At 61.2% G+C, this 12,311-nt stretch carries 23 protein-coding genes; 15 read left to right on the plus strand and 8 right to left on the minus strand.

Features of this window, described 5'->3' with window-relative positions; translation table 11 throughout:
- Positions 1 to 176: 176 nt before the first annotated feature.
- The 13 genes from KBY75_RS12930 to KBY75_RS12990 all read left to right on the plus strand — a co-directional run bounded on the left by KBY75_RS12930 (position 177) and on the right by KBY75_RS12990 (position 6,607).
- Positions 177 to 605: a hypothetical protein gene (locus KBY75_RS12930; protein WP_254993316.1), complete on the plus strand. Its 429-nt coding sequence runs from the start codon at positions 177 to 179 to the stop codon at positions 603 to 605.
- On the plus strand, positions 605 to 1,129 hold the full coding sequence (locus KBY75_RS12935; RefSeq protein ID WP_255024195.1) for a hypothetical protein: 525 nt from the start codon (positions 605 to 607) through the stop codon (positions 1,127 to 1,129). The genes KBY75_RS12930 and KBY75_RS12935 overlap by 1 nt, the downstream gene beginning before the upstream one ends.
- Before the next feature lie 149 nt (positions 1,130 to 1,278).
- Entirely contained in the window at positions 1,279 to 1,575 is a 297-nt protein-coding gene (locus tag KBY75_RS12940; protein WP_255020198.1) for a nucleotidyltransferase family protein, read from the plus strand.
- On the plus strand, positions 1,559 to 1,924 hold the full coding sequence (locus KBY75_RS12945; protein WP_255021190.1) for a DUF86 domain-containing protein: 366 nt from the start codon (positions 1,559 to 1,561) through the stop codon (positions 1,922 to 1,924). The genes KBY75_RS12940 and KBY75_RS12945 overlap by 17 nt, the downstream gene beginning before the upstream one ends.
- A 53-nt stretch (positions 1,925 to 1,977) precedes the next feature.
- Positions 1,978 to 2,769, plus strand: coding sequence for a hypothetical protein (locus KBY75_RS12950; protein WP_255024196.1), 792 nt, complete (start codon positions 1,978 to 1,980; stop codon positions 2,767 to 2,769).
- A 284-nt stretch (positions 2,770 to 3,053) separates the two neighbouring features.
- Positions 3,054 to 3,212, plus strand: a complete 159-nt coding sequence (locus tag KBY75_RS12955; RefSeq protein WP_255024197.1) for a hypothetical protein — start codon at positions 3,054 to 3,056, stop codon at positions 3,210 to 3,212.
- Between the two features lie 170 nt (positions 3,213 to 3,382).
- Complete coding sequence (locus KBY75_RS12960; protein ID WP_255024230.1) at positions 3,383 to 3,832, plus strand: hypothetical protein; 450 nt, start codon at positions 3,383 to 3,385, stop codon at positions 3,830 to 3,832.
- A complete protein-coding gene (locus KBY75_RS12965) occupies positions 3,751 to 4,434 on the plus strand; it encodes a hypothetical protein (protein WP_255024198.1) in 684 nt (227 codons plus the stop codon). Before KBY75_RS12960 ends, KBY75_RS12965 begins: the two co-directional genes overlap by 82 nt.
- Before the next feature lie 83 nt (positions 4,435 to 4,517).
- Positions 4,518 to 5,135 (plus strand): hypothetical protein, encoded by a 618-nt coding sequence (locus KBY75_RS12970; protein WP_255024199.1) that lies wholly within the window; start codon positions 4,518 to 4,520, stop codon positions 5,133 to 5,135.
- Between the two features lie 3 nt (positions 5,136 to 5,138).
- Positions 5,139 to 5,687 (plus strand): hypothetical protein, encoded by a 549-nt coding sequence (locus KBY75_RS12975; RefSeq protein ID WP_255024200.1) that lies wholly within the window; start codon positions 5,139 to 5,141, stop codon positions 5,685 to 5,687.
- Between the two features lie 149 nt (positions 5,688 to 5,836).
- Positions 5,837 to 6,049 (plus strand): Nif11-like leader peptide family natural product precursor, encoded by a 213-nt coding sequence (locus KBY75_RS12980; RefSeq protein WP_254937206.1) that lies wholly within the window; start codon positions 5,837 to 5,839, stop codon positions 6,047 to 6,049.
- Positions 6,050 to 6,177: 128 nt separating this feature from the next.
- On the plus strand, positions 6,178 to 6,438 hold the full coding sequence (locus tag KBY75_RS12985; protein ID WP_255024201.1) for a hypothetical protein: 261 nt from the start codon (positions 6,178 to 6,180) through the stop codon (positions 6,436 to 6,438).
- A gap of 16 nt (positions 6,439 to 6,454) precedes the next feature.
- The gene (locus KBY75_RS12990; protein ID WP_254937204.1) at positions 6,455 to 6,607 is read left to right on the plus strand and encodes a hypothetical protein; all 153 of its coding nucleotides are present in this window, start codon (positions 6,455 to 6,457) and stop codon (positions 6,605 to 6,607) included.
- A gap of 132 nt (positions 6,608 to 6,739) precedes the next feature.
- Here KBY75_RS12990 and KBY75_RS12995 read toward each other — a convergent pair whose 3' ends face one another.
- Positions 6,740 to 6,910, minus strand: coding sequence for a hypothetical protein (locus KBY75_RS12995; protein ID WP_255021282.1), 171 nt, complete (start codon positions 6,908 to 6,910; stop codon positions 6,740 to 6,742).
- Positions 6,911 to 7,175: 265 nt separating this feature from the next.
- Here KBY75_RS12995 and KBY75_RS13000 point away from each other — a divergent pair, with 265 nt between their 5' ends.
- Both KBY75_RS13000 and KBY75_RS13005 read left to right on the plus strand, forming a co-directional pair.
- Positions 7,176 to 7,319 carry a chlorophyll a/b-binding protein gene (locus KBY75_RS13000; RefSeq protein WP_094560385.1) on the plus strand — a complete coding sequence of 48 codons (144 nt, stop codon included), beginning with the start codon at positions 7,176 to 7,178 and terminating at the stop codon, positions 7,317 to 7,319.
- 250 nt (positions 7,320 to 7,569) lie between these two features.
- A complete protein-coding gene (locus tag KBY75_RS13005) occupies positions 7,570 to 7,806 on the plus strand; it encodes a chlorophyll a/b-binding protein (RefSeq protein ID WP_255024202.1) in 237 nt (78 codons plus the stop codon).
- 103 nt (positions 7,807 to 7,909) lie between these two features.
- Here KBY75_RS13005 and KBY75_RS13010 read toward each other — a convergent pair whose 3' ends face one another.
- From KBY75_RS13010 to KBY75_RS13040, 7 genes are all read right to left on the minus strand, one after another.
- Positions 7,910 to 8,062 (minus strand): hypothetical protein, encoded by a 153-nt coding sequence (locus KBY75_RS13010; protein WP_255024203.1) that lies wholly within the window; start codon positions 8,060 to 8,062, stop codon positions 7,910 to 7,912.
- 512 nt (positions 8,063 to 8,574) lie between these two features.
- Positions 8,575 to 8,847 (minus strand): hypothetical protein, encoded by a 273-nt coding sequence (locus tag KBY75_RS13015; protein ID WP_255024204.1) that lies wholly within the window; start codon positions 8,845 to 8,847, stop codon positions 8,575 to 8,577.
- Between the two features lie 316 nt (positions 8,848 to 9,163).
- The gene (locus KBY75_RS13020; RefSeq protein ID WP_255024205.1) at positions 9,164 to 10,078 is read right to left on the minus strand and encodes an ArdC family protein; all 915 of its coding nucleotides are present in this window, start codon (positions 10,076 to 10,078) and stop codon (positions 9,164 to 9,166) included.
- Between the two features lie 285 nt (positions 10,079 to 10,363).
- The gene (locus tag KBY75_RS13025; RefSeq protein WP_255024206.1) at positions 10,364 to 10,687 is read right to left on the minus strand and encodes a hypothetical protein; all 324 of its coding nucleotides are present in this window, start codon (positions 10,685 to 10,687) and stop codon (positions 10,364 to 10,366) included.
- 157 nt (positions 10,688 to 10,844) lie between these two features.
- Complete coding sequence (locus KBY75_RS13030; RefSeq protein WP_255024207.1) at positions 10,845 to 11,243, minus strand: LexA family transcriptional regulator; 399 nt, start codon at positions 11,241 to 11,243, stop codon at positions 10,845 to 10,847.
- Positions 11,244 to 11,310: 67 nt separating this feature from the next.
- Positions 11,311 to 11,550 (minus strand): hypothetical protein, encoded by a 240-nt coding sequence (locus tag KBY75_RS13035; RefSeq protein ID WP_255024208.1) that lies wholly within the window; start codon positions 11,548 to 11,550, stop codon positions 11,311 to 11,313.
- 86 nt (positions 11,551 to 11,636) lie between these two features.
- Positions 11,637 to 12,218 carry a sigma-70 family RNA polymerase sigma factor gene (locus tag KBY75_RS13040; RefSeq protein ID WP_255024209.1) on the minus strand — a complete coding sequence of 194 codons (582 nt, stop codon included), beginning with the start codon at positions 12,216 to 12,218 and terminating at the stop codon, positions 11,637 to 11,639.
- Positions 12,219 to 12,311 lie beyond the last annotated feature (93 nt).

The following is a 12,311-nucleotide window of genomic DNA, read 5'->3' on the forward strand; positions in this document are numbered from 1 at the left end:
GCGTCACCGGTTTGCAGGGCCCCTTCCAGGGTCGCTATGGCATTTCGGTGCGGGACCTGGGCGAGGTACCTGATGCCCCGGTGTTTCGCACCCGCGTCGATTGGTACGTGGGCTTTGCCGTGCTGCAAAGCCGCGCTGCTGGGCGCCTCTTCAACATCACCCCTGCTAACTGAGCCATGAACGGCAATCCCTTGCTTGATGCGGAGACCACGCTGGTGGGCTGGACCAACCGCAGCGCAATACGCAACTTGGAGCGCACCTTCCTCTCTGGAGAAGAGGTGCTGCTTACAACCAAGCTCGATGCGGCATCACGCTTCTCAGTAGTAGCAAGTAACCCAGGCTCTGCTGCTGCTGTTGAAATTCAGGTTTCCTTTGCGCCTGTGCTCCGTGATGGCACAACCGGTAGCTGGGTGGTTGCAGCAACCGTTGCGCTACCAGCAGAAGGGGGGCGGGTGGAGGCGTTCATCAGTGGACGTGACATCCAGCTCAATGCTGCTGATTTAGCGGATGTGGATTTGCCAGCGGTCTGCTTTGCCAAAGCAGAGGTGAGCCCCGAGACCCCAGAGGGGATGCACGTGGGACTTACGGCCACCATTCCTGCTTGATGGTGACTCCTGTGCGCCATGACCTAAGTGATCCAGCCATTCCGGAGGGAATGGTGCGGATCAATGCTGGAGCAGAGCACCGCTTTATATGGCCGGTACACCTAGGCGGCTGGCAAAGCCTGGGCTGGCAGCTGCAAGAGGCTGGATCAGATCTACCGGATGCACCTACTCCCGGTGCTGATCTGCCAGACGCACCTTCCGGTGCGATCGATTTGATCGCTCCGCTCGCGCCAGAGCCAGAACAAGTAGCTCAGCCATTGCCTGCTGTTGAACCAGCGGAAGTGCCAGAAGCGCAATGGGAACCAGAGCCCGAACCAGCAGCTGAGCCCAAGCCAGATGCAGCCCCTGCGCCAGTAGCAGCGCCTGAATTCCAGGCCATGACCAAAGCGCAGATCCTTGAGCACTGCTCCAGCGTCTATGGCGTCGAGCTCGATGGCAGCCAGACCAAGGCGGAGCTGGTGGAGCAGGCCACGGCACTGGCGCAGCTACCGGTTGATTTGTTGGATGGCCCGTCACACCATTAGGTCCCATTAGGGGCGCCATGCGAATCAGCGCCGCTTGGTGCGCGCTGGGTTTTTCATCAGACGGTCGCGCTCAGCTGCCTTCAGCCATCAACTGTTGTGCAGGCTGGCTGCTTACAGTTAAGTGATGGTTCTGCTGACTGGCTTTTGCCATGACCGCCAGCACGCAAGAGTTGATTAAACGCATCCGCGAGCACAGCCCCCAGATGCAGGAGCGTTTTGGTGTGCGCCGTCTGCGTTTATTTGGATCTTGGGCACGGGGCTCAGCTCAGCCTGAAAGCGATGTGGATGTGCTGGTGGAGTTTGAAAACCCTGCCAGCGCCAGGCACTTCTTTGGCTTGCAGTTTTTTCTGGAGGATTTGCTTGGCAGCCCAGTTGACCTGGTGAGCGAAAAGGCCCTACGCCAAGAGCTGCGACCGATGGTGGAAGCCGATGCCATCACCATCTGAGCGGCGCAGCCAGCGGGACTGGCAGCTCTATCTCAATGACATGGAAGAGTTCGCACGCCGTGCAATCAGCTATTGCGCAGAGCTCAGCCAAGACGATTTCGATGCCAATCGCCTTGTTCAAGATGCCGTATTGCGCAATATCGAATTAATAGGAGAAGCGGCGACACGTATTCCGCAGGACGTACGTGACGCCTACCCGTCAATCGCATGGAGGCAGATCGTGGCCATGCGCAATCAGCTGATCCATGGCTACCTCGGAATTGATTTGGAGATCGTCTGGGATGTGGTGCAGGTAGAGCTGCCTTCGTTGCTCGAGCAATGCGTCCAGCTGCGCGCGCATCGGCAATAGCTGTTGATCTGGGGGCTCCTCCCTCTGCTCCCTGCCATCTAATGACCATTGCCATGCGCACCAGCGTTGCGATCAGCAGTGGTGGCATCAGCGCGCAGCTGATCCGCCTGCTGCCACCTGCTGGCTGTCCTGGTGAGGCGGTGTGGGTGCCGCCCAATGAGGTGCTGCGCTGGGAGCAGCTGGGGTTTGGACGTGCGCCGATTCCAGCTGCGGAATTCGAGCTGAGCTGGCAGCCTGCTGACCCGGAGTCGGGCGGCCTAATCCCGATCGAGCTGTTGCTCAACCCACACACCACGCCTCCCAATGCGGTGACGGTGGACTGGGGCGACGGCACGGCCGAGACCCTGCCCTGGCCCGTGGGCAGCGACGGCAACGGCCGGCTCCAGCACGGCTACACCAGCCGCGACCAGTACCTGGTCAAAGCAGAGCTCACCGGCAGCGGCATAACTGCCTCCCTGCTGGTGAGCTTGGCGGGCTGCTCGATCTGGTCACCGGAACCACCAGCACCTGCACCAGGTCCTGGTCCCAACCCAGCTCCTGGCACCGTGCTGCCCTTGATCCCTGGAGCTGGCCTAAGTGGCGCTGCTTACGACGGCAGTACAACCCAGCAGTGGAGCCTCACGCCATGGAGTGGAGGCAGCAGTGCTGGTGGTGTGCCAGCCAGCGATGGCTCGAGCTCCTTGTTCCTGTGCGCTGATGGCAGCTGGGCCATGCCGCTAGGCGGCAGCAGTGGAACGGTTTGGTTTAACGGCGCTGGACCACCGCCTCTGACGATCAGTGGTGCTAATCCCGGTGACTACTACCTGGACAACCTCAGCGGCAACTTTTATGTGCTGGAGGGTTGATCGGCAATAGCGAGTAGGTCGCACCAAGGGGTGCGCTACGCAACGTTGCAGCTGATTGATGCCCTGGAACCAGAGCTTGAACCTTGTTGGTCCAACAGGTCCTGCAGGTGCTGCTGGAGCAAGTGGAGAACCAGGTGCTGCTGGCCCGGCTGGAGAAAATGGCCCTGCAGGTGAAGTAGGCCCAGCAGGGCCGCAGGGTCCTGCTGGACCAGCTGGCCCAGCTGGTGAAAGTGGCCCTGCAGGTGTTGCCGGCCTAGCTGGAGATGTTGGTCCTGCTGGCATAGATGGTCCACCTGGAGAGCCTGGCCCTGCTGGCCTTGATGGACCCCCTGGCGTCGCTGGACCTCCTGGCGAAGCTGGCCCTACTGGAGAAGCAGGGCCAGCTGGCGCTGCCTGTAATACCGAGTTCCGCGTTGATGCAGGAGTGCCGCAGTACTACCTAGCAGCAGAAGGACGCTGGGGAAACCTTGCTGTTTTGGCAGTGGCTTCTGCTCCCGCTACTGCCATGGCTGAGCTGGATCCAAACCTTGAGGCCCGCTCCCTTGATTCAGCCATAAGCCAAGACAGCGCCACCTCTGGCGCGGGTCAATGAGCTGGATAGAAGCGCTCAACCTTGCCGGGCCGGCTGGTGCTGCTGGTGCACAAGGAGCGGCAGGAGCACCAGGCCCTGCTGGACCACCTGGGGCAGCAGGGGCAGTTGGCGAGCCTGGTGCTGAGGGCCCTGCTGGCCCGCAAGGAGATCAAGGTCCCCTTGGCCCTCAAGGTCCCCAGGGCCCTCAAGGAGCGCCCGGCGTGCAAGGCAGCCAAGGCGCTCAAGGCCCCCAGGGACCGCAAGGCCCTGCAGGAAATCCCGGTCCAGCAGGAGTGCAAGGCGTCATGGGCCCTACTGGTGCAGCGGGGCCGCAAGGCCCTGCAGCTACAAGTGATTTCCAAGTGCTTGCTGGCGTTCCCCATGCCTATATGGCAAATCAGGGGACCTGGGTGCCGCTTGGCATTGAGCCGCTTGCTCCTGTTATTCCAGAAATCGGCGCACCGATCGGTGGCGGCTACTTTGCTGGGTTGATTAGCCATACGGCTGATGGCAACCCCACCCATTACCTAATCGTCGCGCCGCGTGATGCGGGCGCTACTGGCGGCTCTAATACCGGCATGCCCGAGGTTTACCCGCAGGCTTATAACCCGACCTATAGGGACTATGGGCCAAGCGGTGGTTGTGGCAGCAGGCATGACGGCTGGGCGAACACCGAGTGGATGATCCAAAATGGTGTTCACCCTGCTGCCCAGTGGTGTGCGGCATTAAATATCAACGGCTACGACGACTGGTACATGCCAGCGCACTATGAGCTGGAGATTGCCTACTTCCATCTCAAGCCAACAGCTACGCCGAACGTAGCTGATCCAGCCTATGGAGATGGGATCAACCCATACGCAGTACCAAGGCGTGACTATCTGTTCCCCCCATACGTGCCAGCCCAGTGCTTAAACCCTGCCTTTCAGTGGGGTGGCGCGGAAGCATTTATACCAATAATTCATTGGACATCATCAGAGAGAGATACGCGCGATTGCTATGTATTGAGCATGGATAGTGGTTTGTTTTCTTGGATGCCCAAGATATTTATTTCACCCGTACGCGCCATGCGCAAGATCCCCTACGGGTCGCTCTAGTCCAGTCAGCTTGCTCAGCGTCCCTGCCTGTGCTCCCTGCAGCTTTGCTGAACGCGGCTGCGGCTAGCTGCTAGCTGCTAGCGGTGAGATACGGCAATAGCTGCTGTAGTTACACCGGGCTGCTGGCCCGCATGACCATGGCTTGGGTAGCAGGCGGCTCTCTTAAAGGTCCGCAGGGTGAGCAAGGCATTCAGGGCGCCCAAGGCGTGCAAGGCCTTGCTGGCGCTGATGGCGTTCAAGGCGTCCAAGGACCACAAGGTGACGCTGGTATCCAGGGTCCAATTGGTCCTGATGGTGTTCAAGGCCAGCAGGGCATCCAGGGTGCTGCGGGTTTGGGCATCACCTTTAAGGGCCAGGTGGCAACAGAAACGGAGCTGCCAGCGGATGCAGCCCAGGGCGATGCCTACATCGTTCAGGCCGATGACTCCTTTCAGGTGTGGGACCTCGCCAGCAGCACCTGGGTGAATGGCGGCTCGATCCAGGGACCACAGGGAATTGAGGGCCCGGCTGGCGTTGCTGGCGTTCAAGGAGAAATAGGCCCTGCTGGCGCTCAAGGCGTAGAAGGACCAGCCGGCGTCCAGGGAATGCGCGGTACGGGCTGGTTCAACGGCAGCGGCGCCCCTGCAGAAGATATCCCTGGCGCTATTCCAGGTGATTTGTACCTGGATAAGGACAGCGGCAATGTGTACACCCTGAGCTGAGCGGTGGCCTGGTCGCTTGCTGCCAACCTGCAGGGCCCTGCTGGCCCGAGCGCGGTGTCGGCTGATGCCGGCAACAGCGCCAGGTTGGGCACTGACGCCAAGGTGTTTGTGCCCTCCTCCCTTTATGTCCTGCCCATAGCGACAGCCAAGGTGTTGGGCGGCATCAAGGTGGGTGCTGGGCTGAGCATGACGGCCGATGGCGTGCTCAGTGCTGCGATGGCAACCACCTACGTCAATAAGGCTGGTGATGTGATGAACGGCCCGCTGCGCTTTGCCAATAGCGGCGGTGTTTCAACCTTCAATGGCCGTGACGTCTACCTGTACTACGACGGGACCTTCTTTCGCTGCCAGCTGCCGTCATCTAGATCGGCCTGGCGAATTGAGAACAGCAGCGGCCAGGTGACCTTTGGCTCTTGTCCTGCAGCAGCTAACCCGCCTGTTGCGGCCAGTGACCTGACCAATAAGGGCTATATCGACAAGCTCGTAAGCGCGCTTTTAGATGAGCTGCAGGCCCTCAACGCAGAGGTGGCTGCCCTCAAGACTGCGAGCTGAGGGCTTGCTACTGGGTTGGTGTGCTCTCAGCAGATCGGTCCAGCGATCGCAACGCTGCACCAAGGCATCAATGCGCTGCAATGTGCCTCAGGGAACCTGGCAGCAGGCACCAGTTCACGCGAGCTTGAACCCATCTCTGCTTTGAGTAGATGAGCTGGTCTGATCTGGAGCGGTTGGTGGCTGATGCAGAAAGCAGCCCGGCGCTCCAGCAGGTCCTGGGCCAGTGCCATAGCCGCCAGGAGCTCCTACGCACCGCCCGCCAGCTGGGCTATCGGGTGACAAAAAGCGACCTGCTGAATGCCTGGCTGGAGCACCACAACGCAGCGGAAGTGCAAGGAGCGGATAAAGCCTCCAATTACTGAGCCCCAACGCTTCTGCAAGGACTGGCGTGCTCTAGTCAGCCCACTGCCTTAGCCAGCCCCAGAGCCCGCTCGAGCCACGCAGCGAGGCCGGGCGCGACAGCATGTAACGAAGTCGTTACACAGCTCTCATGACAGTCGGGGAAGTCTTTCTGGAGTCAATCTCTAGCGGTGTGATCACGGAACATGAGATCTCCTGGGTTGCCTCCCACCAAGGTGCCTTTGCCCGCCACGAGGAAGCCCTCGCGCTACGGCTGGGACGCTTGGTAGACGAGGGGCAGATCAACCTTGGATGCCGCCTGCCAAGTCGTCTTGTCCAGCACAAGCTTGTGCTCAACGAGTGGATCGAACCGCTGGGCCGGCGCCGAGGCAGAGCGGCCGCTTGCGCCTGACACCGCAGCAGCTCCTATGACGCAAGACAAAACACTGCACTACTGGCAGAACATGCGCATCGCCATGGAGGCTGCCGGTGCAACCTCAAGTGCCATTTACAAACGAGCCTTGGCGATCACCCAGGGGCTTCCAGATCCCCTCGCTGCTCAGGATTCAGCTGAGGGGTAACTACTAGTCCCTTTCAGGGGCGGGGGCAGCACCTCCGGTGGCGGTCCTCCTTTCGCCTTGATCACCGGCAGAACTCCCACAACTCCAGTTCTCAAGCCTTGGGGGCGCTGGTGCTGTAGCGGCTCGGCGAACTTATGCCGCCTGTTGCTCATCGCCCACCGAAGGTGGATGGCCCACCAGCTCAGAAGACTCGCAAGCGGTGATCCAGCCACGTGGCAGCGGGTAGCGCTGAACCATCGCTGCGTATTCAGCTGATTGACGGTAGGTGGATTCCAAAAGCCGGTAGTCAAGGTCCTGCTGCATGGACTGCTGCTCACCTGAAACCAGCTCTGCTGCTAGCGCGAGATGCCTGCGGTCTGAATGATCAATTGTCTTGGAGATCAAGCGGGCGCCAATGACTGCGGCAAAGCGCTATGCATCAACCCTGCTGGTGACGGCTGGCGGCTGCTGCTCCTGTCAGTGGGAGCAGACAGAAAGCGTCGCTGGTAGCCGAGCAGGCCAGAGCGGGGCGCCCCTTGCACCGCATGTTCACAACCTGTTACATTGGCTTTAACACTTCGTCACAATCATGACTGAGTCCGCTTCTCGCTTCGGGTTTGTCGCTTTCGCCGAAACCTGGAATGGCCGTCTGGCAATGCTTGGTTTTGTGATCGGTCTTGGCACCGAGCTGCTCACCGGCCAGGGCATCCTTTCCCAAATCGGTCTGGGTTGAACGTCATGGAAACTGATTACACCGCTGCAATCTCGGTCGTTGCTCTGATCACCGTTGTGCTCTCGGCAATGACGATCTACGTGCTGAGCCGGCCTACGGACCTGGCTAAGAGGGTTTGATGATTTCCGCAATCACCATCGTTCTTATCGGTGCCTGGATTGTTGGTGCTCTCAATCAGCCGGATCTTGCCGATTGAGCTTCTAGCTCTTGCTTCTTCTGCTTGCCAGCAACTGTTCCGCCACCAAAAGCCATGACCAACACTCCTTCTAACGACCCAGCGCTTAATAACAGCGCGGAACAGCTGACCCTCATGGAGCAGCTCAAGCAAGTTGAACTGTTTAACGGCCGCGCCGCCATGGTTGGCATCGTCACCGGCATCGTGGTGGAAGGCCTCACCGGCTTTGGCATCGCCCATCAAATAGGCCTCGGCGCCTTGGTGGATGGCTACGCCGCCTGCCGTACCCAGTTCCTGCCCTTCTGCTTCTGAGCTTCTTTAGGCCTTTTGTTTTTGCCCCCTAGGTATTGCCTCGGGGTTTTTTGTTTGATGCCAATGATTACCGGCGGCCTCCAAGACCGCCGGCTGGCCGGCACTAGACGGACCAGCGCAGGGGAGGCTCAAGCTCTTGGGGCTCTTCTTCCAGCTGGGTTAGCCACCAGGCTGCTGGATAGGCAGGCTCGGGCTGTGGCTCCTGCCATTGACCGGAAGCTTGTGCTTCTTCCCAAGCATCGATGAGGGACTGCATGGTGGTGGAGAGCGGGAACATCGCTGTGATGCAAAGAACGCGCACCTGACACCCCGAGAAGCGGGGAAAACTGGAGAGCGGTTTTGCAGAGCCGATGGGCCCCCTCCACCCAGCTGCTGAACTGAATGGGCGGTTTTGCTCAGCGCACCTAGCGGTGCGGCAGCGGACACGGGCCTTTGCGGAATGCCCGAGCGGGAGCGAGCGGCTGGAGCAGGCAGGCAGCTGCTCTACTTCCAGTTGGCAAGCGGGCAGAAGGGGCAATGGAACCCGACCAGGCGGGAGCGGTGGAATCCCCTGGCGCTCTGTTGCCCCACCGGTAAGTGCCCGGCTTGCCCGGATTGCACGGTTTTTCAGCGGGGACAAACGCCGCGGAACCCCAACCAGGCGGGAGCGGGTGGAGCAAGAAAGCCCGCTGCTCTGGACTGTTTCCCGCTCTCTTTTGCTCCTCTACCCGCTAGTCCTGCCACCAGCCAGCACCCCAATAGAAGGGGGCCTATGGCCCCCTGGTGGGATTAGCAGACCGAGACGGTGACGCCGGGGAGGCCCTGGAACTTGCGGGCAAAGGCAAATGCTTTTTCAGCAGGGATTAGCCGCATCTTCTTGACGGGCTTACCGCGCCTCCCGAAGTGCTCAACGGTGCAGGGCATAGCGCCGCTCTTTTTGATACCGGGCGCGTAGCGGTGGACGATCAGCAGGCGGATATTGCAGACGGGGCCTTGGGGAGCTGCCATGAAAATTTTGGCGAGGAACCCCCAGGTCACGCCCCACGGCGCAGCAGCTGGCAAGGGTGGCGTAGCCACTTGCGTAGCCCTTTCCGTCTGCGAGCAAGTGAGGGCAACCTGCAAGGGGTGCTCGACGAATTACCAGCAGTGCCCCAAGCCCAAAGATGCTGGTCCTCTCCGCCTGCCGGCTGCTACGGCCGGGATCAACCAAAGCAAGCGGGGCTGAGTCCTGCCTCTATGCAGTAGGGGCGCGGTGAGAACGACTCAAGGGATGCGGTCCTGCTGCCTGGCAAGAAAAAGCACCTGTATTTCAGGCACCCGGTGTCTGCCACTCATTAGTGCCCAGCTGGGGAAGGGGCCAGAGGCCCATGAAACCGGCCTAGCCGGCTGGAGCTTCTGGCTCTGGGCAGATCAGATCAACCGCCTGCCGAGCTGCGCTGATCACCTGCAGCAACACCTTGGGGGATTCGCGCAGCACTGATATCCAGCTCTGGAGATAGGCGGCGTGATTGGTGAGCTCACAGCCGATCTGCAGCCGCTGCCCCAGCAGAACGCTGCCCAGCTCGGCCACAAGCTCTTCTCGGGCATAGCTGCTGGAGCCAAAGGCGCCGGATTGATCCCGCTTAAGCCGCGACTCGTGGCCGGTGGAGTGAATGGCCTCATGGCCCCAGGTGGCATAGAGAGCTGCGGCCCCGTGGAAGCTTTCGCGCAGCGGCAGCTGGATGCGATCGGAGCTGGTGGAATAAAAAGCCCGCTCACCACCCCAGCTGGCTGGCACCGGCCAAGCAGAGAGAACGTGCTCGGCACGGACGATCGGCTCGATCGCTGGCCGGGCCTCTGTGGATGGCATGCGTGCGGCGATCAAGCCCGCCAAGGCATCACCCTCGAGATCGCCGGCATTGAATACCGGCACGGGGCGGTAGCTGGCCCAGCTGTGCAGCACCTTCTCGCCATTGGATGCTTCCTTCTCGCTGGAGTGCAGCTGCGGCCGCAGGATGCGGACGGACTTTGAGCCTTTGCGGGGGAAGATGCCCAACTTCTTGGCCTCAGCAAAGCCGCACCAGAAGGGCAGATCGGCGCCACGCATGGCCATGCCGAGCTCCAAAAGGATTGGATTGCTGCCGCGGTAGGCACGGCCTGTGAGCAGATTGATGTGAACACCGCCGGTGGGGCAATCCCAGGGCTTGCGCCATGGAGTGCTGCCCGCTTCTAGGAGCTCGATGAGATCACGAACCAGCGCTTCTTCTGGCGAGGGACCTGAGCTCTTGCTGCGTGACTTTGGTGATGCGGCCATTGGATAGGGCGCAAAGGACTTGAAGTGACCGCGCCGGTGAGGGCAAGGGCGGCGTTAGCCGCTCGCGTAGCCCTTGCGCCACCTGCGCACACTGAAGTTCCCTGCGCGTACCAAACCCTTCTCCTCCAGGCTCTGTCGCACCGGCAGGTGCGCTCTGTAAACCAGTGCCGCCAGGTGCGCTCAGTAGAACTGCACCGAGAGGTGCGCCCTTTAGACCAACACCGATAGGTCCACTTGGCGGGGAAAGACATAAAGCAGGCCGCCGATATGGCGGCCTGCATGAGCTCAGAAAAGCGCCACCTCCCCAGGGAGCAGAACGCGGCGCTTCTGAGCAGCTGCCAATACCTCTTGGCGATAGAGCTCTTCTCCAGCAGCGCTGAGAGCTGAATCGATCGCATCGATTCGTGCCAGGCACTGAGCAATGGCAGGCAGCACCTCCTCTTCTAGGAGGGTGATTTCCTCTTCTCCATAGGGCTGCTCGCTCCAGGTGCGGCGCAGCGGCAGATCACGGCGCAGCAGCTGCTCGATGGAGCGCGAGGCGCGATCAAGCAGCAGGAAGGGATCTTCTTCTGGCCGGCAGAACTTTGACTGGGCCGCTAGTGATGCCATGGGATTCGGCGCCAGGTGTGGCGCAGCGATGGGACCGATCCCAGAGGCGTACTGACGCAGGAAGGAAGCACAATGGAGAGGACCCGGAGTAAGCCCCACCGGAAGCCGACCCAGCCAGAGCGAGGCTTCTGCACAGGTCAGGTCAAGGCAGCACGGATCAGACCTTGCGCAAGCGTGGCTTGCCAAGGTGATGCACCGCATGCACCACTACGCCAAATAGCCCTGAGCGATCAAAGACCTCCAGGTCCAGTGGAATTGCAGCTTCTCCTGGCCGCACCGGCTCAAGTAACCACTGCTGCCCCTGACGTAGCAGCGGCCGCATTAAAAAGCTGCCCTGGTGGGCAACGACAACGACATGGCCGGAGCAGGGTTCAACGCTGCGGTCGATCACCATCAGGTCGCCGTCGTTGATCCCGTGCTGGCGCATGCCATTGCCGCTGGCCCGCATGTAGAAGGTGCAAACCGGGTTGGGAATCAGGGCGGCCTGGAGATCCAAGCCCTCACCCAACGAGCCCGGGCAGAAGGGCACAGGCTCGCCAATGGGTAGGTCGGCCAAGATCAAACCAGCAAAGGCGGCAGTACAGCCGTTCTACTCCTGGTGGGGTGGCTTGGGTTGGATTGGCTCAGCTGCCTGCTTCTGGCCAGGGAACCAGCTTCATGTCCCCCACCTTGTTCCAGGTTTTGCATTTGGGATCAGCCAACCGATAGAGGGCCTTGCCGTCTGGTCCGTTCTTGGTGACGACCAGGACCGGCGCACCAGGCCAGCCGATCCGCCAAAGCTGCTCATCACCTGCCAACACAATCAAATCGCCGGTGGCAGGGTGCCTGAGGTCTGGGGCCATCGCTGCACCGTAGAAAGCCATTGGCGATTCGTTGCTAGTGCGGCAGAGCAATCGGTAGGGGCGCGCACGGATCAGGTGCGCCTGGCTCCGCGCCAGGCGGGTGGGCACTAGGCCCCCAGCTGCAGCCGCAGAGCCTCAAGAGCCTTCTTCTGGGCCCGCTGCACCGACATGGCGCTGATTTGCAGCTGCTCTGCTGCCTGCCGGAGCGAGAGACCCTCAAGGATGGTGAGCCGCAGGGCCGTGGCTTGAGCTGCAGGCAGCTGATCTACAAGCTGCTCCAGCGCTAGATCATCAGCGGGCCCGGCTGCTTCTTGCTCTGGGGCCGCCAGCTGATCGAGCAGGCACGGCTCGCCAGCGGCGTGGCCATCAAGGCTGATGTGACCCAGGGGGCACTGACCCTGCTCATGCAGCCGGCGTGGGATGCGCACCAGCCGCACCCGATCGCGCAGGTGATGCTGCAGGGCACCTGAGATGCAGCGGCGCAGATAGGGCTCAGCCGGCTCACCTGCTTTGCAGCGCAGCACTGAACGAAGCAGGGCTTCTCTAGCTACCTGGATCAGATCCTCCCGCTCGACCAAAGGGAAGAAGCGGCGGGCTGCAGCTGAGGCAACGGCATCAGCCAGGGAGAGGTGCTGGAGCACAAGGGCATCGCGGGCACGGAGGGCAGAGCGGGAAAGCGGGGCAGCCATCTGGGGACGGCAGAGAACCCCACCCCCAACGACCAGCCGCAGGGATGTGACAAGGACGCCCCAACGGGGCGCATGGCCCGATCCTTGACGCAG

It is taken from the genome of Cyanobium sp. T1G-Tous (assembly GCF_024345455.1).
In the GTDB taxonomy this organism is placed as follows: domain Bacteria; phylum Cyanobacteriota; class Cyanobacteriia; order PCC-6307; family Cyanobiaceae; genus Cyanobium_A.

Bases quoted from the DNA above. Each gene is read 5' to 3' on its own strand.
- KBY75_RS12950 (WP_255024196.1), top strand. From the start codon at position 1,978: ATGCGCACCAGCGTTGCGATCAGCAGTGGTGGCATCAGCGCGCAGCTG.
- KBY75_RS13040 (WP_255024209.1), bottom strand. From the start codon at position 12,218: ATGGCTGCCCCGCTTTCCCGCTCTGCCCTCCGTGCCCGCGATGCCCTT.
- KBY75_RS12990 (WP_254937204.1), top strand. From the start codon at position 6,455: ATGACGCAAGACAAAACACTGCACTACTGGCAGAACATGCGCATCGCC.
- KBY75_RS13000 (WP_094560385.1), top strand. From the start codon at position 7,176: ATGACTGAGTCCGCTTCTCGCTTCGGGTTTGTCGCTTTCGCCGAAACC.
- KBY75_RS12945 (WP_255021190.1), top strand. From the start codon at position 1,559: ATGCCATCACCATCTGAGCGGCGCAGCCAGCGGGACTGGCAGCTCTAT.
- KBY75_RS13010 (WP_255024203.1), bottom strand. From the start codon at position 8,062: ATGCAGTCCCTCATCGATGCTTGGGAAGAAGCACAAGCTTCCGGTCAA.
- KBY75_RS12985 (WP_255024201.1), top strand. From the start codon at position 6,178: ATGACAGTCGGGGAAGTCTTTCTGGAGTCAATCTCTAGCGGTGTGATC.
- KBY75_RS13035 (WP_255024208.1), bottom strand. From the start codon at position 11,550: ATGGCTTTCTACGGTGCAGCGATGGCCCCAGACCTCAGGCACCCTGCC.
- KBY75_RS12935 (WP_255024195.1), top strand. From the start codon at position 605: ATGGTGACTCCTGTGCGCCATGACCTAAGTGATCCAGCCATTCCGGAG.
- KBY75_RS12995 (WP_255021282.1), bottom strand. From the start codon at position 6,910: ATGCAGCAGGACCTTGACTACCGGCTTTTGGAATCCACCTACCGTCAA.
- KBY75_RS13020 (WP_255024205.1), bottom strand. From the start codon at position 10,078: ATGGCCGCATCACCAAAGTCACGCAGCAAGAGCTCAGGTCCCTCGCCA.
- KBY75_RS12930 (WP_254993316.1), top strand. From the start codon at position 177: ATGAACGGCAATCCCTTGCTTGATGCGGAGACCACGCTGGTGGGCTGG.
- KBY75_RS12955 (WP_255024197.1), top strand. From the start codon at position 3,054: ATGGTCCACCTGGAGAGCCTGGCCCTGCTGGCCTTGATGGACCCCCTG.
- KBY75_RS13025 (WP_255024206.1), bottom strand. From the start codon at position 10,687: ATGGCATCACTAGCGGCCCAGTCAAAGTTCTGCCGGCCAGAAGAAGAT.
- KBY75_RS12980 (WP_254937206.1), top strand. From the start codon at position 5,837: ATGAGCTGGTCTGATCTGGAGCGGTTGGTGGCTGATGCAGAAAGCAGC.
- KBY75_RS13005 (WP_255024202.1), top strand. From the start codon at position 7,570: ATGACCAACACTCCTTCTAACGACCCAGCGCTTAATAACAGCGCGGAA.
- KBY75_RS12940 (WP_255020198.1), top strand. From the start codon at position 1,279: ATGACCGCCAGCACGCAAGAGTTGATTAAACGCATCCGCGAGCACAGC.